Below are 26,109 nucleotides of genomic sequence, written 5' to 3' on the forward strand. Positions count from 1 at the left end.
CCGCGCGCGGACCGGTGGGGGAGGATGCGCGGGAACGATCACGCCAAGTGGAGGTGCGTCCCGTGGGGGATGACTGGCTGTCGCAGCGGGCGCGAGCGGCTGAGCGGGCGGTACCGGGCGGATTCGACCTGTCGGACTGTGTCCGCGAGCCGATCCATCTCCTGGGCGGCGTCCAGTCGTACGGCACCCTGCTCGCCGTCGACGCGGCGACCGGCCGTATCGACACGGCGGCCGCGAACACGGGCTCGCTGCTCGGGGTGGCGGCCGAGGACCTCGTCGGCGGTCCCGTCGACCGGGTCGTGGACCCCGACGACTGGAACGAGGCGCTGGAGGCGACGAGCGGTGACGAGGCGCCGTCCGCCGCGCTGCCCGTGACGGCCGGCGCGGGCTCCGCACGCGGCACCTTCGACCTGTCCGTCCACCGCAGCGGCGAGCTGCTGGTGCTGGAGTTCGAGCCGCGCGACGAGCGGCAGGCGTTCCTCTTCTCCGGTTTCTACCAGGGTGTACGCCGGGCGCTGGCCCGGCTCCGGTCGGCGACGACGGTCACGGACGGCTGCCGCACCGCCGTGAAGGAGATCCGGACGCTGACGGGCTTCGACCGCGTGGTCGCCTACCGCTTCGACGGCCCGGACGGCCCCGGTGAGGTGGTGGCCGAGGAGGTCACGGAGACCTGGGAGCCCTGGCTGGGACTCTGGTTCCCGGCCACCGACATTCCCCCGCAGGCCCGCCGGCTCTACCAGGACAACTGGATCCGGGTCATCACCGACGTCGACGACCCGACCGTCCGCCTCCACCCCCAGGTCAGACGGGGCACGGGACAGCCGCTGGACCTCTCGGGCGCCGCGCTGCGCACGGTCTCCGAGTTCCATCTGGAGTACCTGCGCAACATCGGGGTCCGCTCGTCCATGTCCGTCTCGGTCATGCGGGAAGGACGGCTCTGGGGCCTCATCGCCTGCCACGGAGCCGACCCCAAGGTCCTGGCACCGGAGGTCCGCTCCGCCTGCGAACTGTTCGGCGCCACGTTCTCCCTGCAACTGGCCGCGATCGAGGAGCGCGAGCGGGCCGACGGGTTCGCCCGCTCCGGCGCCCGCGCGGGCGCCGTCGCCGAACTCCTCGACGCCGACGTCGAAGCGTCGCTGCTGCGCCACGAGGAGGCCTTCCGCGGACTGACGAACGCCGACGGGGTGGCCCTCGCCCGCTCCGGCCGCGTGGTCACCGCAGGACTGCCGCTCCCCGACCGGTTGGCATCAGAACTGAGCCGCCGTGCCGCCCTGATGACGCCCGGCACGGTGTGGGCCACGGACCGGCTGCCGGAAGTCCTGGCCGCAGAGGCAGAGGCAGAGGCAGAGGCAGACGCCGACCTCGATGCCGAGAACGGGCCGATCCCCGAGCCGGACGGGCTCGCGGGGCTGCTGATGGTCTCGCTCGGCAGGTCGGGCGAGTTCCTCGCGTGGACCCGGGCGGAGCGGCCGATGCCCCGTGAGTGGGCCGCCGACCCCACGGTGCCCGTGCGCGTCGGTCCCCGCGGGGAACGACTCACGCCCCGTGGCTCTGGCGCGGTGTTCCGGTCGGTCATGCGCGGGCGCAGCCTGCCGTGGACCGCCCAGGACCGGTCGGCGGCACTGGAGATGTGGCGCATGCTCACCGGCCTCGTCCTGCGCCACGCGAACGAACTGGGTCGGCTGAACGAAGAGTTGCGCATGATCAACGTGGACCTGGACTCCTTCGCCCACGCGGCGGCCCACGACCTCAAGGAACCGCTGCGCGGCATCTCGAACGCAGCCACCTTCACCCTGGAGGACGCGGCGGACGACCTCGACGCGACCAGCGTGCGGCGGCTGGAGACCATGCAGCGTCTTGCCGGCCGGATGGACGAACTCCTCAACTCCCTACTGCACTATGCCCGGTTGGGTCGCGGTGGCGTGCAGCGCACCGACGTGGCACTGGACGACGTGGTCGACACCGCCCTGGAGGTCGCCGGCCCGCGCCTCGCGGACGAAGGCGTCACGGTCGTACGCCCCGCCTCGCTCGGCCGGGTCCGGGCCGATCCCGACCGGCTCTACGAGATCCTCGTCAACCTGCTGGTGAACGCGGCCAAGTACGCCGCCGACCGCCCGGACCGCACGGTCGAGATCACGATGGAGACCGTACCCACACAGGACGGCGCGGGAAGCGAACGGGCCCTCCTGGTGCGGGACAACGGCATCGGTATCCCGCCCGGCCGGCAGAGCGAGGTCTTCGACCTGTTCCGGCGGCTGCACGGACCGGCCGAGTACGGCGGCGGAACCGGCGTGGGACTCGCCGTCGTGAAACGGATCGTCGAACGCCACGGCGGACGCATCTGGCTGGAGAGCGAACCGGGGCAGGGAACGGCGTTCTACTTCACCCTCGGCGACCCGGGCGCGGCGGTGTCCGGCTCCGCCTGACCCTTCGTCTGCTGCCAGTAGTCGATCGCTCCCTTGAGGACGGTACGGAAGAGCGCGAAGTTCACCGGCTTGTAGATGTAGCTGTCGGCGCCCGCCGCGTAGCAGGCGTCGACCTCGGCGGGCGCCGTCGACGACGTGAACACGATCAGCGTGACCTCGGCGAGCTGCGGATGACTGCGGATCGTGCTGAGCATCGAATGCCCGCTCGGACCCGGCATGTTGAGGTCCAGCAGCACGAGGCCCGGCAGTTCGGCCGCGGCCAGGAGCCGTTCGGCGATTCCCTCGCCACGGTCGGTGAACTCGAGCCGCAGATCCGGGTGGGTGCGGTGCAGCGCCCGTTCGATGGCCTCGGCGTCCTCGGCGGAGTCCTCCACCACGAGGATCCACTGGTTGTCGACCCGCCGGCCGCCCTCGTCCACGTGTCCCGACGTCATTCCCTCACCTCGGCGATCAGTACGGCCGTGTCGTCGTCGCCTGTCGCGCGGAACTCCGAGGCCAGGGAGATCAACCGGTCGGACGCGGACGATCCCCGGCCATTGCGGCGCACCGCGTCCGCGAGCTGATCTTCGAAGAAGGTGCCGTCCACACCGCGCGCTTCGACGAGCCCGTCCGTGAACAGCACCAGCGACTCACCCCTGCCCAGCCTCAGGCGGAAGGGCTCGTACGCGGACCCGGCGAGCACACCGAGCAGGACGCCCCCCGCCTTGATCTCCTCCACCACCTCGCCGTCGGCGCTGCGCACCAGCGGCCTCGGGTGTCCGGCGTTGGCCAGCTCGACCTCCCAGCCGTCCGGCACGAGTGTCAGCACCGCCGCGAGCGCGGTGACGAACCGGGAGCTCCGCTCCGCGATGAGCGTCCGGTTCAGCCGGGCCAGGGCCTGCCCCGGGGGAGTCCCGTCCTCCAGCAGCGTGCGGAGGGTGTGCCGCGCCAGACCGGTCAGCGCGGCGGCCTCGGCCCCACGACCGCACACGTCCCCGATGATCAGGGCGAGCCGGCCGTCACCGGTGACGACCGCGTCGTAGAAGTCGCCACCGACCTCCAGCGACTCGTCGGCCACCTCGTACGCACTGCTCAGGATCAGCCCCGGAACGTCCGGCAGGGCCCGGGGAAGCAGATGCCGCTGGAGGATCTCCACATGGCGGCGCCGCTGCTCGTACAGGGTGCTCGTGTCGATCGCCAGAGCCGCCCGGCCGGCGAGGTCGCCGAGCATGCGCAGGTTCTCGACGCCGTCGGAGCTGTGGTGCAGGAACGTCAGAGTGCCCAGGGCGCGCCCCCTGGCACGCAGCGGACTGATGCTCACGACACGAACGGCGGCGCCGTGCCCCTCGGAGCCGGGGCCGAACGGGCCGCCGGACAGATCCGCGCCGCGCAGCAGCGCGCCCTCCACCTGCTCCGAAGCGCCGCGCAGCGCCTTGCCGAGCCACGCGTCGTTCAGCGACACCTCCGCCAGCCACTCCTGGGCGGGCGCGGCCACATGGGCCCACGCCACGGGCGCGAGCCGGCCGTCCGCTCCGAAGAGATGGACGACGCAGCCCTCCGCCATCGCCGGGACGGCAAGCCGCGCGACCCGGCGCAGCGTCTCCTCGACGTCCAGACTGGAGTCCATCTGGAGCGACGCCTCGGCGAGGAAGGCGTCCTCGACCTGCCGGCGCTCATGAGCCCGGTGGACCAGCAGGCGATGGTTGCTCGCTATGAGGATCTCCGCGACCTGCTCCAGGCGTGCCCGCAGAACGGGGAGGTTCTCCGGCGGCGCGTTCAGGCCCACCCACAGAGCGGCCCGGTCGTCACCGAGCGGAAAGACGCACTCCAGGACCGCCACGGCATCGCCGAACGCGCGCATCGAGTCACCGGGCCAGAGCGAGGCGTCCAGCGTCAGAGCGCCCTGCTCGACGACCACGGGTCCCTCGGAGGCGGCGGCACCGCGCTGGTGGAACATCTCGGAGACGGCCCAGCGCTCGCCGGCCGGCGGCCGACGCGTGTCGGGCGCGGCCATGGCCGTCGTGAGCGTCCGGGTGTAGATCAGCCCCTGGGTGTTCCACCGCGCACCGGCCGCGACGACGGCGCCGGGCTGCGTCAGCAGGGCCCTGTACAGCAGGTGGGCGAGATCGGTGACGTCCTGGACGCCGTTCGCCGCCAGCCAGAGGCTGTGCAGTTCCCTGGGCCAGGCGTCGGTCTCCGGGGAGCCGGCCATGTCAGGTGTGTCCTGCTCCGCCTGCTCGGGTTCTTCCGGCATGGCCCCCGCTTCTTCCTCCGAGCCGCGTGGGGACGAGCCTGGACCCACCCCGACCCTCATCTGTTGTCATGAGGAAACTACCTGTTCCGGGAACCATACGACCTCCACCTCGTCCAGGACGGTGACGTCCCGGTCCCGACTCCATCCTGAGGCGCCGCCGAGATCCGTGCGAGCGGCACGGCATCGAGACCGCGACGTCGGCCGTGCGCGGGCCCGCGCCGGACACCCTCATCCGTACTGCTGCTGCGCTGTCTGTGGGGGAGTACGCGCCACGCGGTCCGTGCGCTCCGGGAAGGCGTGCCCCGGCTGTTAGCTTCATGATCGTCAGTGGCCGCCCGGCCCACGGGTGAGGCCCGAGTCGGGGGAGCGTGGAGGCTGCGGTGACGGAGACGAGAAGATCCCCCGAGGAACCGGCGGCCACCGCGCTCAGGCGGCGCAGCTTCCTGGCGTCCGCCGCTCTCGCGGCCACCGCGCCGGTGGCGGCTTCCGCTGTCGCCCACGCGTCCGGGCGTTCGGCACCAGGACGGCTTCCCGCCCCCGAACGAGGGACCGCGGAACGCCTGCTCGCCGTACCGCTGAGGAACCGCCGCGACGACTGGCTCCAGGAGGCCCTTCAGATCGCCGTGGCGGTCGAGTTCTCGACCATCCCGCCGTATCTGTGCGGCTGGTGGTCCATCAAGGAGCGCAAGAGCGAGGCCGCCCAGTTGATCCGGCGCGTCGTGCTCGACGAGATGTACCACCTGGGAGTGGTCTGCAACCTGCTGGTGGCGGTGGGCGGCCGGCCCGACATCCACGCGGCGGCGCCCGTCTATCCGGGCCCTCTGCCGGGCGGGGTGCACCCCGGGCTCACCGTCTACCTGTCGGGCCTGACCAAGCCGTTCGTGCACGACGTCATGATGGCCATCGAGGCGCCCGCGGCGCCCCTCACGGAGAGCGGCGACGACTCGCTCAGCATCGGCGTCTTCTACGAGGAACTGCTTGAGACGTTCCGGTCGGCCGCGCCCGAACTGTCCACGGCCCGGCAGCTGCAGCAGCGTGTCGGCGAGGACGATCTCAACCCGGTGAAGACGCTCGATGACGTGGAACACGCCATCGACATCATCCGCGAACAGGGCGAAGGCACCTCCAGTTCGCCCGCGGACGCGCCCGGCGACGACCATGTGGCCCACTACTACGCGTTCGCCGAGATCTACCACGGCCGGCAGCTGCGCGAGGAGGACGACGGCTGGCAGTACACCGGACCTGTCGTGCCCTTCCCCGACGTCCGGCCCATGGCCAGGGTGCCGGCCGGCGGCTGGGACAGCCCGCCTGACGAGGCCCGGCGGCTCATCGACGCCTTCGACAGCGCGTACGCCGGTGTGCTGGAGTCGCTCGACGCCGCGTGGGGCGACGGCGGCGCGAGCAGTCTGACGGCGGCGGTGCGCGGCATGGGCCGGCTGGAGTCTCCGGCCGTGGACCTGATGGAGATGCAGATTCCAGGCACCCAGGAGACGTACGGCCCGCAGTTCCGACCTGCCTGACCATTCACCCCCGGACGCGCGCGGACCCGGGGGACGCAATGACGGCTGTGCGCGCTACTCCACCGGATTCTCGATCAGCGTGATCCGGTTGCCGTCGGGGTCGTGGAGCGCGGCGAACCGTACGGTCTGCGCTCCGGGCTGGACCGTCCCGGCCGTGAGGCCGCGTGTCGCGAGGTCGGCGAGCGCCCCGTCGAGGTCGTCGACGTTCAGGTTGAGCAGCGTCGAACCGGCGTGCTCGGGGTCCTGGAACACCTGGATCCAGCCGGTGGAGGTCAGGTGCCAGTCCGCGAGCCCGGGCATGGGCCTCAGATCGGCGGGCCTCCCCAGCAGTCGTTCGTACCAGGCCACCGACCGCTCGATGTCACTCACCGGGGCGACCGCAAGAACGCGTGTGATGGTCATGGGGCGGATCTCTTCTCGCTGTGGGTGCGGTGTCTTCGGGACGGCCGGGTACCCAGGCTTCACGGCTTCTGTCCCCAGGCCATCGCCATACCCGGTCCGAACTCGGCCAGGTCGGGGGAGGCCAGGTAGGCGAGAGCTTCGTCGATGACGGCGGAGTCGACGAGCCCGGTCTCCTCCAGGGCGGGCCGCATCCGGCCCCATGTCTCGGACCAGAAGCGGGCCAGGGGACGGTCAGCGACCAACGGCGGGCAGACGAGCTCCGCGGCGACGTGCCGGAGGCCCTCCTCGCGCAGGAAGTGCGGATACGCGGGCACGGTGGACGTGTCGGTGCCGATGGTCGTCCTGAGCGCCTGCCACATGGCGTCCATGGTCCGGCGGTAGGCCGATGCCCTGTCGAGGGCGTTCGGCATCTCCACGGCGTCGCCGAGCACGAGCCAGCCGCCCGGGTTCAGCCAGCGCGCGAGCCGCGCGACGAGCCGACGGCGTTCGGGCAGGTGCATGAGCACGAACCGGGCGTGAATCAGGTCGAAGCCGCCCAGGTCCAGGCCCTCGTCCCGGAGATCCGCGGTGACCACCCGCAGGCGCGAGTCGTCGAGGGAGCCGAGGCCACTGGTGTCCCGGTCCAGGGCGACCACCTCGGTGGCACCCGACTCGTCCAGCAGCCAGCGGAGGACGGTGCCGGTTCCGGCTCCCACCTCCAGGCAGCGACGGCCCCCCGGCGCCGACTCCAGGGCACGCAGCCGACGAATGGTGACCGGGTCGTATACGAGCGCGGCCGCGTCGATCCGTTCCGCTTCCTCGGGGTGCTCCGGTTCGAACAGGTCCTTTCCGTAGTCACCCTCGGAGACCGGAGCGCCGCTCATGACCGGAACTCCCCTCGCCGACCTCCCGTGGCTGCCCTGCCCGTCCTTGCCATGAGAACTCCCTGAGCGGTGAAGATCGGCCGTGTCCCAGGGTGGCAGCATTCCGTTCGCGTCGCAGACCGTCGAGTGCCGGGAAGGCCCGCCCCCGCATCGCGCGTAAAGCGCCGAAACCCGCTTGCACCGCTCCGATAACATCATCGGACTCACGGTGATCGCCCCGGTCGCCCGACCTTCGCTGGAACACGAAGCCGTCCGGCCAGAAGGGTGAGCCCGGATGACCAACACCTAACACATCGGCCGAACAGTTGATATCTGGAACATCGCGAGAGCCCTCGCGAACAAGCAGCAGCATCGTGTCCGCCGTACGGCGTCGGCCCCAGGTGGTTCTGTGGGCCGCGGCGGGTGTGGCGATCCTGGGATTCCTCATCGCGCTGGAGATCGTCGCGCGGAGGTACGGCGAGCCCGGGCCGATCACCAACCTGGGGCGGGAGTTCGTGCTCGCCCCGCATTCGGGACCGCTGCTGTACGCCGGGCTGGCGCTGATGATGGTGGTGCTCGGCTGGCGGGAACGGTTCGTCGCGGCCGGAGCCGCGATCGGTATCGACGTCGTCCTCACGCTGGTGCGCTGGGCTGCCGGCGCCGACCTGAACTTCGGCAGCGGCGCGCTGTGGGTGATGCTGGGCTGCGCGGTCGTCGCCGTCGTACGCCGCACCGGCCGGGAACGTGCCCTGCTTCTGAAGGGCGTCGGACTGGGTCTGCTCCTCGTGGGCGGTCACAAGACCGGTGACACCTGGCTGCTCATCACCTCGAAGACGCGCCACGCGGTGCTCGACCCGTACGTGGCGACCGCCGATCACGCGCTGGGCGACCCCTCATGGCTGGTGGGCCGCGCGGTCATGGCCACCGATCCGATCGGCACCCACGTGCTGAACGCGGTCTACGGTCAGCTCCCGCTGGCCGCGGCCCTCTTCGGGCTGTACCAACTGCGCAACGTCGCGGCCGAACGCGGCTTCCCGGGCCATCACCTGGTGCGCACGTTCCTGGTCATCGGGCTGGTCGGACCGGCCATCTACATGATCTTCCCGGTGGTCGGGCCGGTCTTCGCCTACAGCGCCGAGGGCGGGCCCTGGGCGGTGGCCGACCTGTGGCCCAACACGGCGCCGCCGCTCGGAGCACTGCACGCGATCCCGTTCGACGAGATCACTCCCCGCAACTGCATGCCGAGCCTGCACACGGCCTGGGCCACCACGCTCTTCATCCACTCGCGCAAGGCACCGCGCGTCATGCGCTGGGTGGGCGCCTTCTGGCTGGTCGCGACGCTCACCGCCACGCTGGGGTTCGGCTATCACTACGGCGCGGATCTCCTGGCCGGCGTGGTGTTCGCGCTCACGATCGAGGCGGCGATGCGCTCGTTCGACCGTGGCTGGGAACGCGCCGGAGTCCGGTTCGTCGGCTACGGGGCGATCGTGTTCACCGCGCTCCTGGTGTCGTACCGCTTCCTGCCGTCGGACATGGCCCGGCACCCCTTCGTGTTCGGTCCGCTCCTCCTCCTGGCGACAGGCTCCGTGATCCACCTCTACGTCCGGACCACCCGCTTCTGGGACGCGACGCCGGGTCCGAAGCCGGCCCTCGCGCAGCAGTTGGAGCCGGAGCCCGCGCTCCAGCAGGTATAGACCGCGGTGCGAGCGGGCTTCTCCAGCCTGGCCGGCACCGCCCTCCTCGCGTCGCACGATCGCCGCGATCCACCCGGACGGTCAGGCAGGCAGGTCGGGCCGGTCCTCGTCGAGTTCGAACCACACCGTCTTGCCCTCCGGCTCGGGGCGGACGTTCCACTGGTGGGCCAGCAGGTCGAGGAGGACCAGGCCGCGGCCCGAGGAGGACAGTTCGCCGGGTGCGCGCCGGTGGGGGACGTCGTCGCTGCGGTCGGTGACCTCCACGCGCAGTCGGCGGTGGTCCTGGGTGCCGCTGATCTCGGCTCGCAGGACGGCGGCCTGTTCGGTGTGCACCAGGACGTTGCCGAGGAGCTCGGACGTGAGCAGGACCGCCGTGTCGACCTGGTCCGGACTCGCCCAGTCGTGGAGCAGCCCCTGGAGCTCCATCCGGGCTTCGGACAGTCCGCGCGCCTGGTCCTGTTCGAGGGTGAGGAAGAGCCGGCGCTCGGGCGGGGCGACCCGTGCCTCGCCGGCGTCGCGGCGGAGCAGGAGCAGGGCGATGTCGTCCTCGGTGAGCGACGCGTGGTGCGGGTGGTCCCCCGGTTCCTGGGGGGCGACGACCGCGTTCAGCAGGCGGTCCGCCATGCCGTCGAGATCCTCGGACGAACCGGGGGAGAGGGCGTTGCGCACCCGGAGCCAGCCGGAGTACATGTCGTGGCCGCCGGTCTCGATCAGACCGTCGGTGCACAGCATGAGGACCTCGCCCTCGTTCAGGGTGAGGACGTTCACCGGATAGTCGTCCTCCCCGAGGTTCAGCCCCAGGGGAAGCCCGCCGCCCAGGTGCTTGAGCAGGCAGGTTCCGTCCGGGAGCCGCAGGACGGGGTGGGGGTGCCCCGCGCGGGCGATCCGCAGGGTGCCGGTGGCCGGGTCGGCCTCCATGTAGATGCAGGTGGCGAAGCGGTCCTCGTCCAGCGCCGCCAGGAACTGGGAGGCCCGCACCAGGACGGCGTCGGGTCCGTGCCCCTCGGCCGCGTAGGCGTGGATCGCCGTACGCAACTGGGACATCAGCCCGGCGGCGTGCACGTCGTGCCCCTGTACGTCACCGATCACCAGGCCCAGGCGCCCGTTGGGCAGGCTGAGGCTGTCGAACCAGTCGCCGCCGACCATCAGGCCGCCGCCGGTGGGGACGTACCGTGCGGCGACGGTGAGGCCGTCCACGCCGGGGCCGATACGGCTCATGCTGCTGCGCAGGCTCTGCGAGAGGGCCAGATCGGCCTCGTCCGTGTACGTGCGCTCGATGCTCTGGCCGAGCAGGCGGGCCACGGTGGCCAGCAGCGTGCGGACGCCGTCGGTCATCTCCATCGGCGCGCTGAAGCCGGCCACCCATACGCCGGTGACCTGGCCATACGTCGTCAGCGGCAGGTAGGCCCAGGCCTCGTGGCCCTTCAGCTCGCAGGACTGCCCGGCGACGGGGAAACGCTCCCGGTACTCGTCCGCGGAGGACAGGAAGACGGGGCGCCCGGTGCGGACGGCCTGGGCCCCCGGGTGATCGCTGCCGAGCGTGACGCGGAAGTCGTCGACCCCGCAGTCGGTGAATCCGAGCTGGGCCACGCAGTGCAGCCGCTCACGGTCCGAGCGCAGCACCAACTGGCTGCGCAGCGGCAGCGACGCGTCGGCCAGCCGGGGGACGAGGGCCAGTGCCTCGCGCAACGTCTCGGCCCGAGCGAGCGCGTGCCCCACCAGGAGATCGGCCTCACGGCCGCGCAGCCGGTCCGACGGATCACCCGATCCGTCGCCGACGGGGCCCGCCATCCGGTTGAGCGCCTCGACCTGGCGCACCTCGGCGTACTCCTCGGAGCTGCGGCGCTCCCGCCCTCCACCCACCTGCGCACTCCCGTCACTGCTCGGCGGCTTCCGTCCTCCCTATGCTCCGTCGGGCCCGAGCGGGCCGCCTCCCCAGCGCGCCGGCCGGCGACGACCGGCCGGCGCGGAGAGCCCGTCCCGGTCCGGTGCCCACCACGGCGGTTGCGGGCGGAGACCGAGGAATCCGGCCCCCGGTGAAGTCCGTCCGCACTCGTTCGGCCCACTCGTTCGGCCCACCGGGCGAGCGGGCGCCGCGCCCGGACGGCACGGTGGTGGTGCCGACGCGGAGCACCGGTCGGCGGCGTCGTGGAGGCCGCCGCATCGCCCGCCGCGCACGTCGGCCGACCGGCTCTCGGGAGCGTTCATCAGGAGGTCTCGTGCACGACAAGCCGCTCCTCAAGAGCGTCGGTGAACTTCTGCGTCGGCGGCACGGCGTCTCGACACGCGCCGACAGGCCGACGCCGGACGGGTTCGTCCTGGACAACACGAAGGTCGCCGCGTTCACAGCCGGCACGATCAGTTCCGAGGACGAGGCGGCACTCGCCGACGAAGTGGCCCGGTTGATCCCCCACCACTGGGACCTCCCCACCAAGTCGGTCGAGGCACTGACCCCGCTCGTCGACCACCTCGGCGGCCAGCCACAGCTGATGGCCTGGCTGGACCATCAGCCGGGCCTGCCTCGGCTGACGGCGCGGATCTACGTCCTGCTGGGTCACCTCGACCAGTACAGCGAGGACGGCGCCGTACTCGACGCCGTTCGGCACGCCAGATCCCAGAACCCCTATCCCACCGGGCTCCGTGGCTACCTGACCCCCGAGACCAACGACGAGACCCTCGGCGGTCTCGCGTTCCGGATCGAGGAACTCCTCGGTGACAACCGCCAGGAGGACGCCACCGCGCTCGCCCTGACGACCGCTGACTGGCTGCGCCGCGCCGCACAGGACGCCGAGAACCCGAACGCCGACGTCCGCGAGATGGGCGAGCTGATGGGCCACATGCACGACGACATCAGCGAGGCCGCACCGCGTTCCTAGCGGGGAAGCCGCTGTCCAAGGCGCGTCTCCGTCCTCCGCATCCATCGACACCCTGTTGCGCGAAATGGGTTGTATCGCGCCAAAACGTGGCGTCGATCGGTGACGAGAGGAAGCGCCATGATCGTCAAGAAGCTGCACGAGGCGGGCCTCCAGAGCGAGTACGCCTACGCGGCGGCCTTCGGCTCCATCGGCCTGTCGCTCGTGTCCTGGCTGGCGTCCAACAGGCAGGAGAACCTCGAACGGGCCGACCGGTGGGGCATCTTCGTGGGGGAGTGGGCGCCGACCTTCTTCGCCCTCGGCCTGGCCCTGGCCAACTACGAGAAGGCGGACGTCTACGCGGCCGACGGCTGAGGCATGCGAGCCGGACGCCTCGCGATCGGCAAACGGTCGAGAAGTGACCGTCGACGAAGGCTTTCGGGCAGGATGACCTCATGACAAAGGTGCCCGTACGGTCGGTCGGTCGTGGTTCCTCCGGTTCGGTGCTGTCGTTGTGGTCGCAGGACTCCGTCCTGTCGATCGGCTCGGTGGGTTCGGTGCTGTCCGTGGGATCGGTCGGCTCGGCCCTGTCCGTGGGGTCGATCGGGAGCGCCCTGTCCTTCGGGTCGATCGGTTCGTCCCTGTCACTGATCTCGGCGGGTTCGTGGCTCAGCACGGGTTCCGTCCTGTCCGCGCAGTCCCGCTGGTCGGTACTGTCCTGGCGCTCCTCCCGCGGCTTCCTGGCGGCCGGAGCGGTGGGGGCGGTGGCGGGAGGCGTCGTACTGGCGGCCCAGTTGCTGCGCACGACCCAGCGGGACTGAACTGTCGCCCTCCCGACCTCACCGGTCAGGCCCGCACCCCGACGTCGACCCGCAGGACCGTTCCCGTCCCGTACGAGGCATGGTCGCTGAGCAGCCAGGCGGCGGCCTGCGCGATCTCGTCGGGGTTACCGCCTGCCCCAGGCCGCCGAGATCGTCGTTCACCGTCCGAGGAGGCGCTGCGCCTGCCGACGGTCATCGGCTTACGGCGCAGGGACGTCACCGGCTGACACGACGACGCGCTCGCCCTCTCCCGCGGGCTCTTCGAAGATGGCCAGGTAGTGGTGGAGCAACTCCGCGTCCACGGTGACGGAGTTGGCGCCCTGCTCGGCGTTGCGGAGTGCGAGACGCCGCTCCAACGTCGCCCGGTCGGCCTTGAGATGGACGAGTTCCCAACGGCAGCCGTGAGCCTCGACGAGCGCCTTGTAGTCGTCGCGAGCGGCACGGCTCCAGAAGCTGTAGTCGACCACCACGTCACGTCCAGCCGTCATCAACTCAACCAGTTCGATGCGCTGTTCGGCACGGACCTCCTCCTTCAGCCGGGCGAATGCCTCCGCCTCCAGCACCAGGCCGGCATCGCGCCGTCCGAGCCGTTGCCACACCGCTTCGTCGATGGAGAGCCGCACATGGCCACGGCGCGCGAGTTCGCCCGCGTACGTGGTCTTGCCCGACCCCGGAAGTCCACACATCAGCACGACCGTGCTCGCGTCCCTCGTCACGGAGGCAGGGTAGCCCCCGGATTCGCGTCCCCGGCCTCAGGCCGCCAAGTCCCTGGCGGGGTCGATGGTCCAGTGGTTGGAATGGATGACCCGTCCGGCGAAGTCCACCTCGACCTGGGAGAGGAGCCGGAAGCCGACGGAGCGGCAGATGCCGTTCGAGGCCGCGTTCCCGGTCGCCGGGAAGGCATGCACGACGCCCCAGCGGTCCTGTTCCCGGGCCTGCCCCAGGAGCACGCGGACGGCGCGCTTGCCCAGACCCCGTCCCTGGAACTCGGGCAGGACCATCCAGCCGATCTCCGAGATCGGCCCCTCGTCGCTGTCGTGGGACCAGAGGGCCACCGATCCCGCCACGACACCGGGCTCGCCCGCGTCGGGAACGATCATCCTGATCCACTCCCGGTCGCCGGCCGCCTGTTCGGCATCCCGGCGGACCTTGTCGGCCATGCCGTCCGACGGGAGCGGTCCGCCGAGGTCGGCCATCATCACGGGATCGCACCGCATCCGGACATAGGCCTCGACGTCGTCCGGCGTGACGTTGCGCAGCTGCGTCTGCTCCTCCTCGATTCCCTTCGGGGCGCCCTCGTGATCAGTCCTCAGGCCCGCCCTACGGCTCACGAACCCGTCACCCGCACGTCGGCCGGCACGGCCCACCACTGGTCCGGGCGGTCCACGACAGGAGACTTCGGCCCCGTCTCGATGAACCGGGCGAGCCGCAGCAAATAGGCGGCGATGCCCGACGCCCCCTGCATCCAGGCGGTACCGGGCGGCAGCAGGGGTTCGTCGTCGCGGTACTCCAGGAACCGCCACCGGGCACCCGACTCGTCCCGGATCGCCCGCTCCACGAGGGCGTCGGCCATCGTGCGGGCTCCCCGCAGGAGGGTCTCCGACAGCTCCGTCCCCGCCCAGTCCTGCGCGGCGTCCAGGAGTACGTCGCCGACGCCCGCCGTTCCGCAGCAGCGGCCGTCGTTGTCCCAGAACCCTGGGCGGAGCCGCTCGGGCACGCCCGACGTGAGGAGGGAGGTCATGCAACGCCGACGCAACTCGTCGACCCGGAAGCCGCCCACCTCCGTCACACCCGCGTACGAGAGTGCCGAGAACAGGTGTGAGGTGCCCGCCGGACCGTGGCACCAGGTGTACGTGAGGGGCTCCACCTCCCGCTTCGACGGCGGGATCGTGTGCGGGACGACGAAGCCGTCGTCGTCGAGCAGGCCCACCGACAGAACGTGCCGGGCGCCCTCGACCGCGGCCTCGACGAAGTCCGCCCGGCCCAGCGAAGCACCCGCCACGGCCAGCGCGGCGGCCACCCCCGCGGTGCCGTGCGAGTAGTTCGGCGCCCGCCACGGTGTGCTCGGCGAGATGCCCCAGTCCAGCCCCGCCTCCGTACGTTCGGCCACGCGCAGCAGTGCCTCGCCGCCGGTCGTCGCGATCGCGTCGGCGAACTCGCCTCCGGCCCAGACGGCCGTCATGACGACACCCGCGGACCCCATGATGATGTCGTTCAGCGGGGCGTCGGAGTCCGGTTCGAAATCGACGGTCGTCCTCCAGCCGTCGGGCGTCGCCAGGTCGTCCAGCCGCCGAAGGGCGATGGATTCCTCGCCGGGCGCGAGCAGCTTCAGCGCCGTGGCGTCGCCGGCCAGCCCGTCGTACAGGGACGGCTCGACGCGGCCCTTCGCCTCTGCCGACAGCCTCGTCACGATCCCGTCGGCCAGGGCCCGTTCCCGCTCGCTCAGCTCACGGTGCTGCGCGATCTCCGCCAGTACCGGTGCCAGACCCGCGATCCCCGAGTAGAGCGAGTCGCGGTCCTTCGCCGGTGTCACGTCCTGCTCGCCCCCGGACAACCTCTCCGGGAGCCACGGGCCCTCGTCCTCGCGCACATGGTCCAGCACCCACGACCACGCCGCCTCGCCCAGCTGCCTGTACTCGTATGCCTCGCTCGTCACCACCCGGCAACGTTACAACCACGCCCGTCCGGCCAGTAGGCCGCGGCTACCGGGAGTGGGAGGGGGCGGAGACGATCCCCGTTCGTCGCTGCATCACGAGGAACAGCGTGACTCCACAGGCCAGGACGAGCGCACCGGAGGCCAGCAGGATCCGCGGGTCCAACAGGCCGTCGGTGCAGCTGCTGCCGTACGCCGCGGTGGTGCAGTAGCTGCCGGGACCGTGTCGGTTGAGGTAGGCGAGGAGGAAGAGAGGCAGGCTCGCACTCGAGACCAGCCCCGGAAGGCCACGCTGGGCGTCGTGGCGCGTGGCCAGCACGGCGGTGCCGATCAGCGGAAGCGGCAGGATGAACAGCCCGATGGACAGGATGCTCAGCAGCGCCAGCAGGTAGCCCGCCCCGGTCAGCGCCCATCCCGTGAAGAGCAGCCAGTCACGTCTCCTGCGGGTCATGTGTCCTTCCTTCCCCCGAACGCGCCGCTTCACCGTGCGGCGACGTAGTACTTGGGCTCGATGTCGAGCGGTCCTGGGCGAGGACGACGCCGGATTCGCCTTCCGCACGCGGTAATTGCCGTGCGCGTGGTGATCACGCGCGTTACGGTGACGTCGTCCAGGTGCGCAGGCAACGGCTACTTCTCCTGTCACGAGAGAAACGCGGGTTCGAATCCCGTCGCCGGCTCCGCCGGTGTCGTCCAGCGGCCCAAGACACTACGTCGCCGTCGCCGACCTTGATCTCTGGACACGCGACGCGTTCGGCCGTCACGGGGGAGTGGCGGCCGAACCAGGGGCATCGCTCAGAGCGTGCGGTCGTGCTCCAGCTCGCGCTTCAGGTTGCGCAGCGTGATCTCGATGTTGCGCGTCTGGAAGTCGGCGAACGTCTTCCCCGACGTGGCGACCCAGTCGAAGGCGCGGGCCACGGACGTCGGCCACTTCCGGCGGTCGTCGGTCCACGTCTCGGTCACCCGGGTACCGCCGTCGACCGCCTCGAAGCGGTACTCCCACGTCGCGATCGGCGCCCGCAGACGGGGGCGGCCGACACCGATCGCGCAGACGCGGAACGCGAAACGGCTCCCCGGATCGGCCGCCGTGACCTTGCACCGGGTGACCCACCGGAACATCCCGCGCTTGTTGCGTCCGACGAAGGTGGTGCCCAGGGCGGCCGGACCGGCCGGGGACCCGGCCGTCGTGCCCCGGTTCTCCGGACTCCAGCGGCCCATGTCCGCCGGGCTGCTCACCGCACGGAAGGCGGCCTCGGGCGACACGTCGTCGACGATGATGCTGCTGCTCACGGTGAACACACGGGTCACTGCACGCCTCCCGACCGGCCGGACACGAGATTACTGCCGAGTAGGGATCATGGCACGCACGGCGCCCCGCGCCCAGGGCAGGGTCGGCGCGCGATGACGGGATGCCCCGCGATCCGCCGCGATCCACAGGTCGATCTTGGAATGTACGGCGCTTTGGCATGACCGGACCTCTGGGGGCCTCACACTGTTCTCAGAGGTGCTCCGGGCAATGGTGCTCGGCACGACCGGACCCGGGAACCGTCAGCGATCTCCGTCCTGACCGCTCCCGCGTCCCCTGCCCGCTGTCCTCGAAAGGTTCTCCCGCACCATGCCCCTGGCTCTGCTGGCCCTGGCCGTCGTCGCGTTCGGCATCGGCACGACCGAGTTCGCCACGATGGGGCTGCTGCCCCAGATCGCCGACGGGATCGACGTGTCCGTACCGCAGGCCGGCAACGTCGTGTCGGCCTACGCGCTCGGTGTCGTCGTCGGCGCTCCGGTGCTGACGGGCATCGGCGCGCGGATCCCGCACAAGCGGCTGCTGCTCCTCCTGACCGGCCTGTTCGTCGTCGGGAACGTCGCGTCCGCGCTCGCTCCCACCTTCGGCACACTCTTCGCCGCCCGCTTCCTCGCGGGCCTGCCGCACGGCGCGCTGTTCGGCGTCGGTGCCGTCGTCGCCTCCCGTCTGGTCGCCCCCGAGCGTGCGGCGCGAGCGGTCTCGAAGATGTTCCTCGGCCTCACCGTCGCCAACATCGTCGGGGTGCCGCTCGTCACGGCTCTCGGTCAGCACCTGGGCTGGCGGTCCGCCTACGCGGCGGTCGCGGGCATCGGTCTCATAGCCCTGGCGGCCCTGGCCGCCTTCGTCCCGCACCAGCCTCGCGGTCAGCAGTCCGGCATCCGCCACGAACTACGGGCCATGGGCAACCGGCAGGTCGCGATGGGCCTGATCACCGCGGTCGTCGGATTCGGCGGGTTCTTCGCCGTCTACAGCTACCTCGTGCCCATGCTCACGCATCTGACCGGCATCTCCGGCACGTCGATCACCTGGGTCCTCGCGCTCTACGGCGTCGGCATGACGCTCGGCACCCTGCTCGCCGGACCGCTCACCGACCGCGCCCTGCGCCCGACGCTCTACGCCGGGCTCATCCTGCTCACCGCGGGTCTGGTGACCTTCTACTTCACGGTCCACAGCACCGTTCCCGCGCTGCTGACCATCACCTTCATCGGCGCGATGGGATCCCTCATCACCACGCCGGTCCAGATGCTCCTCATGGCCAAGGCGAAGAACGCCCCGACCATGGCGGCGGCGTCCAACCACTCCGCGTTCAACCTCGCCAACGCCGGCGGTGCCTGGCTCGGCGGGCTGGTCATCTCCGCGGGCTGGGGCTGGGCGTCCCCCAACCTGGTCGGCGCGGCCCTCGCACTGGCCGGTCTCGGCCTCGCCTTCGCGGGCGGTCTCATGGACCGCGGGCAGCGACGCTCCGAGATCATCACGGAAGGCAAGCCCGTGACCGGACAGGAGACCCCCGTCCACAACGCCTGAGCGCGGGACTACTCGGCCCCGGCCGCACCCTCCGCCGCCGGAGCGGCCGGTCGCGTCGCTTCGGCATCGCCCGTGACACCGGCCCGGTGCGCGGGGGTCGCGAGCCCGCACGGCGCGCAGCCGGACGCCTCGTCCGAACGCAGCGGGACACCGTTGCTGCGCAGCACGTCGCGGAGGTCGAGGATGAGCGGGAACACCTCGTGATTGCGGTCCTCGCCCTGCTCGTCCCAGGCACGCTGTTCCGCCTCGACCGCCGTCCGGTCCTGGGCGAACACGCGCTCGGTGAAACGCCGGATGAGCGGCCAGGCGAGGTGCAGCGCCCCCGGGACCGACGGCTTCGCGATCGTCAGCAGCCCGTAGGCGTGACTGAGGCGCTGCTCCGCGTCCTCGGGAACGTAGGCCGCCCACAGCGAGAACGCCGGGAGATCGGCGCCTTCGGGCACACCCCGCAGCGTCTGATAGGGGTACTCGGTGCGGATGGTGATGACGTCGGGCGTGTCCCGTCCGCCGACCCCCTCCGCCGACAGCAGACCCGCGCCCCGGTCCTTGCGCCCGCCGGCGGGAACGAACAGATACCGGGCCTCGACGTGCTGGGGCCCCGATTCGTAGCCGAGCAGCTCGGGCCGGATCCTGCCGAGCACGCTCCGGTGCAGGAACTGGTGGTTCATGTCGAGCAGGTTCTCGTGCATGAACGAGTAGTGGCAGCGCACCGTGCGCGAGAACGTCATCGTCCGGTGCGCGGGCGAGTGGTACTCGGGCAGCCGTGGGAACGCCGCCGCCACGGCCAGGGCAGGGTCGCCCGGGAACACGAACACCAGGCCGTACGCCTCGCGCACCGGATAGGAACGCACACCGCGCGGCGGCCGCTCACAGCCCTTCGGCAGATAGGGAATCTGGGAGATGCGGCCGTCGCCGCGGTAGGCCCAGGCGTGGTAGCAGCACCGCAGGACGTCTCCTTCGACCACCCCCATGCTCAGCGGCACCTGACGGTGCGCGCAACGGTCCTCCAGCGCGTGGACGGTGCCGCTGCGCCCTCGGTACAGCGCGATCCGCTGCCCGGCGAACGCCGTCGCGAAGGTGTGGTTGCGCCGCACACTCCGTGAGGTCGCCACGGGATACCAGTGGTCCGGCGCGATCCCGATCCGCCGCAGGTCCGGCACCGGACCCGGAAGGCCGCCGAGCCGGCCGTCGACATGATGCGGCGGGAACGCCCCGGGGGAGGCGGCGGACCGCCGGTCCTGCGGGTCTGCTCCGGGTCGGTCGGGTCGGGCCTCGGTCATGGGCTGGGGTCCCTTGCGCTCGGGCGGAAGGTCATGCCTGCGGCAGCAGGGGCACCGCGCCTCCGGACGCAGGACTCCCACACCCCACGACGCCGCCACGGCCATCCCCGCAACACACGCGGTGCTCCGCTCGCCGCCCCGCGGGGCTCCACTTCCCTACGGTCGCCGGGGGCCCCGTGGCCGTCAACCGCGGCGGTGCGTTGGTGTGGCGTACGGGTTCGCCGGTACGAGGCTGACAGGAGCGGGGGCGGTCTGGCGCCCTTGGCCGCCCGGGCACGGTGCTGTTCGGCCCGGCCGTTCGCGGGGCCGCTGCTCCGAACGGGGCACCGGGGTATGAGGCGCCGCCATCGTTGAGCCCCGCCGAGGCATGCGCCGGTCCTCAGGGCCTGCTGACCGGAGCGTCCCTCGCCGGTCGTGGGGTTCTGGTGGAGATCGTCGCGTGCCCCGCAACGGGTGGGGCCGTCGGGTGGTCGTAGTGCCTGTGGCCGTTCGGGGTGTCACGGGCGTGACGGGCAAGGCGAGTCGGCAGAGGGGGATGGCGTGGGACGGTGGGGATGGGCCGCGTTGGCGGTGCTGATGCCGGTGGCCGTACTGGCGCAGACAGCCGGGGGTACGACGGCCGTCGCGGCGGACGAGGGCTGCCGGAATCCGCGGATCACTGTTCTGAGGACGCTGAGGTCGGATCGTACGGGGGTCGTCGCGGACATCAGCGCGAGCGGACTCGCCGTCGGCGTATCCGGACAGCGGCCCGTGTACTGGACCGGGAAGCGGGCGCACGGGGTTCCCGTGCCGGCCGGATCCGACGGCGGTCAGGTCGCGGCGGTCAACAGCACTGGGCTGATGGTGGGTTGGTTCACGGCCGGCGGAGACCGGTGGAACCGCACGCCGTTCAGCTACCGAGCCGGTGCGGCGGCCGCCACCTTGCTGCCGACCGGAGGAGTGTCGGGCTGGGCGGCCGACGTCCACGACAGCGGCCGGATCGTGGGCACGGTGGACGGAGCCGACCGAGGCGCGGTCTGGCGGAAGGGGAAGCTCGTCACGACCCTCCCGGTCGCTGACGGTCAGTCGATCACGGAGGTCACGTCGATCGGCTCCGCCGGTACGGTCGTCGCGAACGGCACGGTCTGGAACGCCGGATTGGAGGACTACCAGAGTGTCGTACTCCGATGGGAATCCGTCGGCACTCCCGCCGAGATCCTCGGGCCGCCGGTCGGACCGAGTCTTCAGGGATGGGGACGCCCGGCAGTCGGCGGCCGGGGGCGGGTCGTCGGCTCCCTGCTGAGCAGTGTCGAGGCCACCGCGGTGCACTGGGACCCGCCGGGATACGACGATCCCGCCGACGTGCCGAGTCTGCCGGGCTTCAACTCCGGCCGGTTCACGGCGATCAGCCCGCACGCGCGCCTCGCCGCCGGCATCGCGGACATGCGGGACAACGTGGGGCCCGCGGACCAGGCCGAGGTCTGGCCCGGCAGCGGACCGGCCCTCGCGTTGCCGCGACTGACCGTAGACCGGGCTTCCCACGCGTACGCCGCCTCCGACAACGGCTCGGTCGGCGGAGACGCGGTCGACGCCGTCGGTGACGCGAGGCCCGTGGTGTGGACGTGCGCGCTGAAGCAGGCATACGTTCCGGCGAGTTGACCCGACGGACGCCCAGTGGTCCCAGGCCGCCTCACCCCGGTGAGGCGGCCTTCGCGTGCCGGAAGGTGCGCAACCGTTTGCGTGTGGTCGACGCGCAGATCGCCCCTTCGGACGACGTACCGCTACGCAAGAACTTGCGTTACTTGCGCTCGCTTGCGTGCCGGCCCCGTGTCCTGCGTCGGCACGTGTCGGGGCACGCGCTGAAGGAGGGGAACTCAGCGAATGCTCGACCCTCGTATCTGTCCCGATTGCTGTCGACCAGTCATGTAAGCCCGGCCACAGCGAAGTTGGGACCTTCTCTCCACTCCGCCTTCGGCTTCTCCCTGTCGGCCGCTTTCCGTTCGTCCGCATCCACGCCAGGGCGAAGGTGTGCACGTCTCGCCTTCGTCGACGAGACGCGCGTGTGCCCGGTGAAACTTGTGCCGCACGGACCGTAGACGGACTCGCATTGCTCTGCAATATTGCGATGAAACATTGCAAGAACCTGCGTGCGTGTCCTCTTTGGGGTCGCGCACCGCTCCAGGGACGACCGCTTCAGCCGTCCTGCCTGTCGTACCGCGCCATCGCTCTGCCCAGGAACGAGCCGACCTCGCCGCCCCTCCGGCGCGCGAACCTCCGCAGGGAGTGACCCCGCATGACTCGATACAAGCCGAGATCGTGGAGACGACGCGCAGCGACCGCTGTGCTCGCCTCGACGGTCATGGTCCTAGGCCTGCCCGCCGTAGGCGCCACCGCTGCCGGCGGCCCCAACACCGCCGCGGACGCCGCGACCAAGGCGGGCAGTGCCCGCGACGCCCACGCGGCCGCCAACGTCACCGACGGCGACCTCGACACCTACTGGCAGGCCGGAAAGAAGTCCGCCCAGTGGGTGCAGACCGACCTCGGGCGCACCCGCCGCGTCCGCCAGGTCGTGCTGCGGCTGCCCGAGCACTGGCAGACCCGCAAGCAGACGCTGGCGCTGCAGGGCAGCGCCGACGGGAAGAGCTTCGCCACACTCAAGTCGTCGGCGCGGTACGTCTTCAGCCCCGGCAACGACAACACCGTGAAGGTCTCCTTCCCCGCGACCCTCGCCCGCTACGTACGCGCCGACTTCAGCGACAACTCGGTCGCCTCCACCGCCCAGCTCGCCGAGATGCAGGTCCTCACGGCCGCCGCGGCGACCCCCAACCTCGCCCAGGGCAAGCCCTTCACCGAGAGCGGGCACGCCGACGTCTATGGCGCGGCCAACGCGGGTGACGGCAACCGGGCCACCTACTGGGAGAGCAAGAACAACGCCTTCCCGCAGTGGATCCAGGTCGACCTCGGCTCCTCCGTCAAGGTGAACCAGGTGGCCCTGCGGCTGCCCAGCGGATGGCCGAGCCGCAGCCAGACGCTCAAGATCCAGGGCTCCACCGACAACCAGAACTTCACCGACCTGACGGCCTCGAAGGCATACACCTTCGACAGCAGCACCGACCAGTCGGCGACCATCAGCCTCGACACCACCACGACGCGGTACGTACGCGTGCTGGTCACCGCCAACACGGCGTGGCCCGCAGGGCAGTTGTCGGAGCTCGAGGTCTACGGACCCGCGACCGGCGACACCCAGGCCCCCACCGCGCCGTCGAACCTGAGCTACACAGAGCCGGCCACCGGGCAGATCAAGCTCAACTGGAGCGCGGCGACCGACGACACGGCCGTCACGGGGTACGACATCTACGCCAACGGCCAGCTCCGCGCGAGCGTCGCCGGGAGCGTCCTGACGTACACGGACACGCAGCCGGCCGGCACCGACATCACCTACTTCGTGCGGGCCAAGGACGCCGCGGGCAACGTCTCCGCCAACAGCAACAGCGTCACCCGTAAGGGATCGGGCGGCGACACCCAGGCGCCCACCGCGCCGGGCAACCTCGCCTACACGCAGTCCGGCAGCGACGTGAAGCTCACCTGGCAGGCGTCGAGCGACAACGTCAAGGTCACCGGCTACGACGTCTACGCCAACGACCAGGTCGTCAAGTCCGTGACGGGTGACGTCCTGACGTACACGGACACCCCGTCCGCGACGGCCACCGTCACCTACTACGTGAAGGCGAAGGACGCCGCCGGGAACACGTCCACGGCGAGCAACAGCGTCACTCGGACCGGCTCCACCGGCGGCGGCTCCAACCTCGCCCAGGGCAAGCCCATCGACGCCTCCTCGTCCACCTTCACGTTCGTCGCGGCCAACGCCAACGACGGTTCGACCAGCACCTATTGGGAGAGCGGCGGCGGCGCCTACCCGGCCACCCTCACCACCAAGCTGGGTGCCAACGCCGACCTGAGCCAGGTCGTCGTCAAGCTCAGCCCGGACTCCGCCTGGGGGACGCGTACGCAGAACATCCAGGTCCTCGGCCGCGACCAGGACGCGACGGCCTTCACCAGCCTCGCCGCGGCGAAGGACTACACGTTCAACCCCGCGAGCGGCAACACGGTGACCATCCCGGTCTCGGGCGCCGCCGCCGACGTCCAGCTCAAGGTCACCTCCAACACCGGCGCCCCGGGCGCGCAGGTCGCCGAGTTCCAGGTCATCGGCACCCCCGCCGCGAACCCGGACCTCAAGGTCACCGGCATCACGAACTCGCCGGCGGCTCCCGTCGAGTCGGACGCGATCAGCCTCACCGCGACCGTCACCAACAGCGGCACCAAGGCGGCCAAGGCCACCGACCTGAACTTCACCCTCGGGGGAACGAAGGTCGCCACGGCGGACGTCCCGGCGCTCGCCGCGGGTGAGACGAAGACCGTCACCGCGAGCATCGGCGCCCGGGACGCGGGCAGTTACTCCGTCGGCGCCGAGGTGGACCCGTCGAACAAGGTCATCGAGCAGAACGACGCGAACAACGTCTTCACCCGCTCCGACGCCCTCGTCGTCAAGCCCGTCTCCAGTTCCGACCTGGTCGCCGCCCCCGTCGCCTGGAGCCCGTCCAGCGCCTCGGCCGGTGACGACGTCAAGTTCACCGTCGCGATCAAGAACCAGGGAAGCATCGCCTCCGCGGCGGGCGCCCACGGCGTCACCCTCACGGTCCTGGACTCCAAGGGCGCCACCGTCAAGACGCTCACCGGCTCCTACAGCGGCGCCATCGCCGCGGGCCAGACGACCGCACCGGTCAGCCTCGGCTCGTGGACGGCCGTCAACGGCAAGTACACGGTCAAGACCGTCATCGCCGACGACGCCAACGAACTGCCGGTCAAGCGGACCAACAACACCACGAGCCAGGCCCTGTTCGTCGGCCGCGGCGCCGACATGCCGTACGACATGTACGAGGCGGAGGACGGCACGGTCGGTGGTGGCGCCAAGGTCGTCGGCCCGAACCGGACCGTCGGTGACATCGCCGGTGAGGCGAGCGGCCGCAAGGCGGTGACCCTCAGCGGGACCGGCCAGTACGTCGAGTGGACCACCCGCGCGGCCACCAACACCCTGGTGACTCGCTTCTCGATCCCGGACGGCACCAACACCACCCTCAACGTCTACGTGGACGGCCAGTTCCTCAAGGCCATCGACCTCACCTCGCAGTACGCCTGGCTGTACGGCAGCGAGACCGCGCCCGGCAACTCGCCCGGCTCCGGCGCCCCGCGCCACATCTACGACGAGGCGAACCTGCTGCTCGGCAAGACCGTGCAGGCCGGTTCCAAGATCCGGCTGCAGAAGGACGCCGCCAACACCTCCACCTACGCCATCGACTTCGTCAACACCGAACAGGCGACCGCCGCCGCGAACCCGGACCCGGCCGCCTACGCCGTCCCCGCCGGCTTCACGCACCAGGACGTGCAGAACGCGCTCGACAAGGTGCGGATGGACACCACCGGCAAGCTCGTCGGCGTCTACCTGCCCGCCGGTGACTACGAGACCGCCAGCAAGTTCCAGGTCTACGGCAAGGCCGTCAAGGTCGTCGGAGCCGGGCCGTGGTTCACCCGCTTCCACGCGCCCTCCTCCCAGGAGAACACCGACATCGGCTTCCGGGCCGAGGCGACCGCGAACGGCTCGACGTTCGCCGGATTCACCTACTTCGGCAACTACACGTCCCGGATCGACGGCCCGGGGAAGGTGTTCGACTTCTCCAACGTCTCCAACATCACCATCGACAACGTCTGGGTCGAGCACATGGTGTGCCTCTACTGGGGCGCCAACACCGACAGCGTGACCATCAAGAACTCCCGCATCCGTGACACGTTCGCCGACGGCATCAACATGACGAACGGCTCCACGGACAACCACGTCGTCAACAACGACGCCCGAGCCACCGGCGACGACAGCTTCGCGCTCTTCTCGGCGATCGACTCCGGCGGCGCGGACGAGAAGAACAACCTCTACGAGAACCTCACCTCGACCCTCACCTGGCGAGCGGCGGGTATCGCCGTCTACGGCGGATACAACAACACCTTCCGCAACATCCGCGTGGCGGACACCCTGGTGTACTCCGGCATCACGATCTCCTCGCTGGACTTCGGCTACCCGATGAACGGCTTCGGGACCGACCCCACGACGATCGAGAACGTCTCCCTGGAGAGAACGGGCGGCCACTTCTGGGGCTCGCAGGTCTTCCCCGCCATCTGGGCCTTCTCCGCCTCGAAGGTGTTCCAGGGCATCCGGGTCAACGACGTCGACATCGACGACTCCACCTACGGCGGCGTCATGTTCCAGACCAACTACGTCGGTGGCCAGCCGCAGTTCCCGGTCAAGGACACCATCTTCACCGACATCTCCATCACCAACTCCAAGAAGAGCGGAGACGCGTTCGACGCCAAGTCCGGATTCGGCATCTGGGCCAACGAACTCCCCGAGCCCGGACAGGGCCCCGCGGTGGGCGAAGCCACCTTCCGTAACCTGCGGATGAGCGGCAACGCCCAGGACATCCGCAACACCACGAGCACGTTCAAGATCAACGTCGAGTAGCCGGCGCACGCCGGT

20 protein-coding genes and 1 pseudogene are annotated in these 26,109 nt (G+C 70.8%); 9 read left to right on the forward strand and 12 right to left on the reverse strand.

Going from position 1 to position 26,109, the window contains the following annotated elements; genetic code table 11:
• Window positions 1-62 precede the first annotated feature (62 nt).
• On the forward strand, window positions 63-2,426 hold the full coding sequence (locus AB0C62_RS07550) for an ATP-binding protein (RefSeq protein WP_362970507.1): 2,364 nt from the start codon (window positions 63-65) through the stop codon (window positions 2,424-2,426).
• Here the strand turns inward: AB0C62_RS07550 and AB0C62_RS07555 are convergent.
• Both AB0C62_RS07555 and AB0C62_RS07560 read right to left on the reverse strand, forming a co-directional pair.
• Window positions 2,378-2,860, reverse strand: a complete 483-nt coding sequence (locus AB0C62_RS07555) for a response regulator (protein ID WP_362970509.1) — start codon at window positions 2,858-2,860, stop codon at window positions 2,378-2,380. The genes AB0C62_RS07550 and AB0C62_RS07555 overlap by 49 nt on opposite strands.
• Window positions 2,857-4,659, reverse strand: a complete 1,803-nt coding sequence (locus AB0C62_RS07560) for a SpoIIE family protein phosphatase (protein ID WP_362970511.1) — start codon at window positions 4,657-4,659, stop codon at window positions 2,857-2,859. The genes AB0C62_RS07555 and AB0C62_RS07560 overlap by 4 nt, the downstream gene beginning before the upstream one ends.
• A gap of 380 nt (window positions 4,660-5,039) precedes the next feature.
• On the opposite strand from AB0C62_RS07560, the gene AB0C62_RS07565 reads away from it, so the two are divergent.
• Window positions 5,040-6,179 carry a ferritin-like protein gene (locus tag AB0C62_RS07565; protein ID WP_362970513.1) on the forward strand — a complete coding sequence of 380 codons (1,140 nt, stop codon included), beginning with the start codon at window positions 5,040-5,042 and terminating at the stop codon, window positions 6,177-6,179.
• A 54-nt stretch (window positions 6,180-6,233) separates the two neighbouring features.
• Here the strand turns inward: AB0C62_RS07565 and AB0C62_RS07570 are convergent, their stop codons facing one another.
• Window positions 6,234-6,581 (reverse strand): VOC family protein, encoded by a 348-nt coding sequence (locus tag AB0C62_RS07570; protein ID WP_362970515.1) that lies wholly within the window; start codon window positions 6,579-6,581, stop codon window positions 6,234-6,236.
• A gap of 59 nt (window positions 6,582-6,640) precedes the next feature.
• Window positions 6,641-7,444: a class I SAM-dependent methyltransferase gene (locus tag AB0C62_RS07575; protein WP_362970517.1), complete on the reverse strand. Its 804-nt coding sequence runs from the start codon at window positions 7,442-7,444 to the stop codon at window positions 6,641-6,643.
• A gap of 353 nt (window positions 7,445-7,797) precedes the next feature.
• Here AB0C62_RS07575 and AB0C62_RS07580 point away from each other — a divergent pair, with 353 nt between their 5' ends.
• Window positions 7,798-9,117 carry a phosphatase PAP2 family protein gene (locus tag AB0C62_RS07580; RefSeq protein WP_362970519.1) on the forward strand — a complete coding sequence of 440 codons (1,320 nt, stop codon included), beginning with the start codon at window positions 7,798-7,800 and terminating at the stop codon, window positions 9,115-9,117.
• Between the two features lie 81 nt (window positions 9,118-9,198).
• Here the strand turns inward: AB0C62_RS07580 and AB0C62_RS07585 are convergent, their stop codons facing one another.
• Window positions 9,199-10,980, reverse strand: a complete 1,782-nt coding sequence (locus tag AB0C62_RS07585) for a SpoIIE family protein phosphatase (RefSeq protein ID WP_362970521.1) — start codon at window positions 10,978-10,980, stop codon at window positions 9,199-9,201.
• A 356-nt stretch (window positions 10,981-11,336) separates the two neighbouring features.
• Here AB0C62_RS07585 and AB0C62_RS07590 point away from each other — a divergent pair, with 356 nt between their 5' ends.
• The 3 genes from AB0C62_RS07590 to AB0C62_RS07600 all read left to right on the forward strand — a co-directional run bounded on the left by AB0C62_RS07590 (window position 11,337) and on the right by AB0C62_RS07600 (window position 12,790).
• On the forward strand, window positions 11,337-11,993 hold the full coding sequence (locus AB0C62_RS07590) for a hypothetical protein (RefSeq protein WP_362970523.1): 657 nt from the start codon (window positions 11,337-11,339) through the stop codon (window positions 11,991-11,993).
• Between the two features lie 117 nt (window positions 11,994-12,110).
• Window positions 12,111-12,344, forward strand: a complete 234-nt coding sequence (locus tag AB0C62_RS07595) for a hypothetical protein (RefSeq protein WP_362970525.1) — start codon at window positions 12,111-12,113, stop codon at window positions 12,342-12,344.
• Between the two features lie 80 nt (window positions 12,345-12,424).
• A complete protein-coding gene (locus AB0C62_RS07600) occupies window positions 12,425-12,790 on the forward strand; it encodes a hypothetical protein (protein ID WP_362970527.1) in 366 nt (121 codons plus the stop codon).
• 25 nt (window positions 12,791-12,815) lie between these two features.
• Here the strand turns inward: AB0C62_RS07600 and AB0C62_RS07605 are convergent.
• The 6 genes and pseudogenes from AB0C62_RS07605 to AB0C62_RS07630 form a co-directional block, all read right to left on the reverse strand.
• A pseudogene (locus AB0C62_RS07605) lies at window positions 12,816-12,917 on the reverse strand (SDR family oxidoreductase); the annotation flags it as partial.
• Between the two features lie 73 nt (window positions 12,918-12,990).
• Window positions 12,991-13,506: an ATP-binding protein gene (locus AB0C62_RS07610; RefSeq protein ID WP_362970529.1), complete on the reverse strand. Its 516-nt coding sequence runs from the start codon at window positions 13,504-13,506 to the stop codon at window positions 12,991-12,993.
• 36 nt (window positions 13,507-13,542) lie between these two features.
• Window positions 13,543-14,070 (reverse strand): GNAT family N-acetyltransferase, encoded by a 528-nt coding sequence (locus AB0C62_RS07615; protein ID WP_362970676.1) that lies wholly within the window; start codon window positions 14,068-14,070, stop codon window positions 13,543-13,545.
• 47 nt (window positions 14,071-14,117) lie between these two features.
• Window positions 14,118-15,446 (reverse strand): lanthionine synthetase LanC family protein, encoded by a 1,329-nt coding sequence (locus AB0C62_RS07620; RefSeq protein WP_362970531.1) that lies wholly within the window; start codon window positions 15,444-15,446, stop codon window positions 14,118-14,120.
• Window positions 15,447-15,492: 46 nt separating this feature from the next.
• Window positions 15,493-15,894, reverse strand: coding sequence for a hypothetical protein (locus tag AB0C62_RS07625; protein ID WP_362970533.1), 402 nt, complete (start codon window positions 15,892-15,894; stop codon window positions 15,493-15,495).
• Window positions 15,895-16,235: 341 nt separating this feature from the next.
• The gene (locus AB0C62_RS07630) at window positions 16,236-16,748 is read right to left on the reverse strand and encodes an SRPBCC family protein (RefSeq protein ID WP_362970535.1); all 513 of its coding nucleotides are present in this window, start codon (window positions 16,746-16,748) and stop codon (window positions 16,236-16,238) included.
• A 307-nt stretch (window positions 16,749-17,055) separates the two neighbouring features.
• Between AB0C62_RS07630 and AB0C62_RS07635 the strand changes: the two genes are divergently transcribed.
• Window positions 17,056-18,267 (forward strand): MFS transporter, encoded by a 1,212-nt coding sequence (locus AB0C62_RS07635; protein ID WP_362970537.1) that lies wholly within the window; start codon window positions 17,056-17,058, stop codon window positions 18,265-18,267.
• Between the two features lie 8 nt (window positions 18,268-18,275).
• On the opposite strand, the gene AB0C62_RS07640 is transcribed toward AB0C62_RS07635, so the two are convergent.
• Window positions 18,276-19,547: an aromatic ring-hydroxylating dioxygenase subunit alpha gene (locus AB0C62_RS07640; protein WP_362970539.1), complete on the reverse strand. Its 1,272-nt coding sequence runs from the start codon at window positions 19,545-19,547 to the stop codon at window positions 18,276-18,278.
• Between the two features lie 540 nt (window positions 19,548-20,087).
• Here AB0C62_RS07640 and AB0C62_RS07645 point away from each other — a divergent pair.
• Complete coding sequence (locus AB0C62_RS07645) at window positions 20,088-21,185, forward strand: hypothetical protein (protein ID WP_362970541.1); 1,098 nt, start codon at window positions 20,088-20,090, stop codon at window positions 21,183-21,185.
• 634 nt (window positions 21,186-21,819) lie between these two features.
• Complete coding sequence (locus AB0C62_RS07650) at window positions 21,820-26,094, forward strand: discoidin domain-containing protein (RefSeq protein WP_362970543.1); 4,275 nt, start codon at window positions 21,820-21,822, stop codon at window positions 26,092-26,094.
• Window positions 26,095-26,109 lie beyond the last annotated feature (15 nt).

It is taken from the genome of Streptomyces sp. NPDC048643, from assembly GCF_040650615.1.
GTDB lineage: Bacteria > Actinomycetota > Actinomycetes > Streptomycetales > Streptomycetaceae > Streptomyces.

Coding starts and splice junctions, on each gene's coding strand:
- AB0C62_RS07555 (WP_362970509.1), bottom strand. CDS start 2,860: ATGACGTCGGGACACGTGGACGAGGGCGGCCGGCGGGTCGACAACCAG.
- AB0C62_RS07560 (WP_362970511.1), bottom strand. CDS start 4,659: ATGCCGGAAGAACCCGAGCAGGCGGAGCAGGACACACCTGACATGGCC.
- AB0C62_RS07570 (WP_362970515.1), bottom strand. CDS start 6,581: ATGACCATCACACGCGTTCTTGCGGTCGCCCCGGTGAGTGACATCGAG.
- AB0C62_RS07575 (WP_362970517.1), bottom strand. CDS start 7,444: ATGAGCGGCGCTCCGGTCTCCGAGGGTGACTACGGAAAGGACCTGTTC.
- AB0C62_RS07595 (WP_362970525.1), top strand. CDS start 12,111: ATGATCGTCAAGAAGCTGCACGAGGCGGGCCTCCAGAGCGAGTACGCC.
- AB0C62_RS07600 (WP_362970527.1), top strand. CDS start 12,425: ATGACAAAGGTGCCCGTACGGTCGGTCGGTCGTGGTTCCTCCGGTTCG.
- AB0C62_RS07625 (WP_362970533.1), bottom strand. CDS start 15,894: ATGACCCGCAGGAGACGTGACTGGCTGCTCTTCACGGGATGGGCGCTG.
- AB0C62_RS07635 (WP_362970537.1), top strand. CDS start 17,056: ATGCCCCTGGCTCTGCTGGCCCTGGCCGTCGTCGCGTTCGGCATCGGC.
- AB0C62_RS07640 (WP_362970539.1), bottom strand. CDS start 19,547: ATGACCGAGGCCCGACCCGACCGACCCGGAGCAGACCCGCAGGACCGG.
- AB0C62_RS07650 (WP_362970543.1), top strand. CDS start 21,820: ATGACTCGATACAAGCCGAGATCGTGGAGACGACGCGCAGCGACCGCT.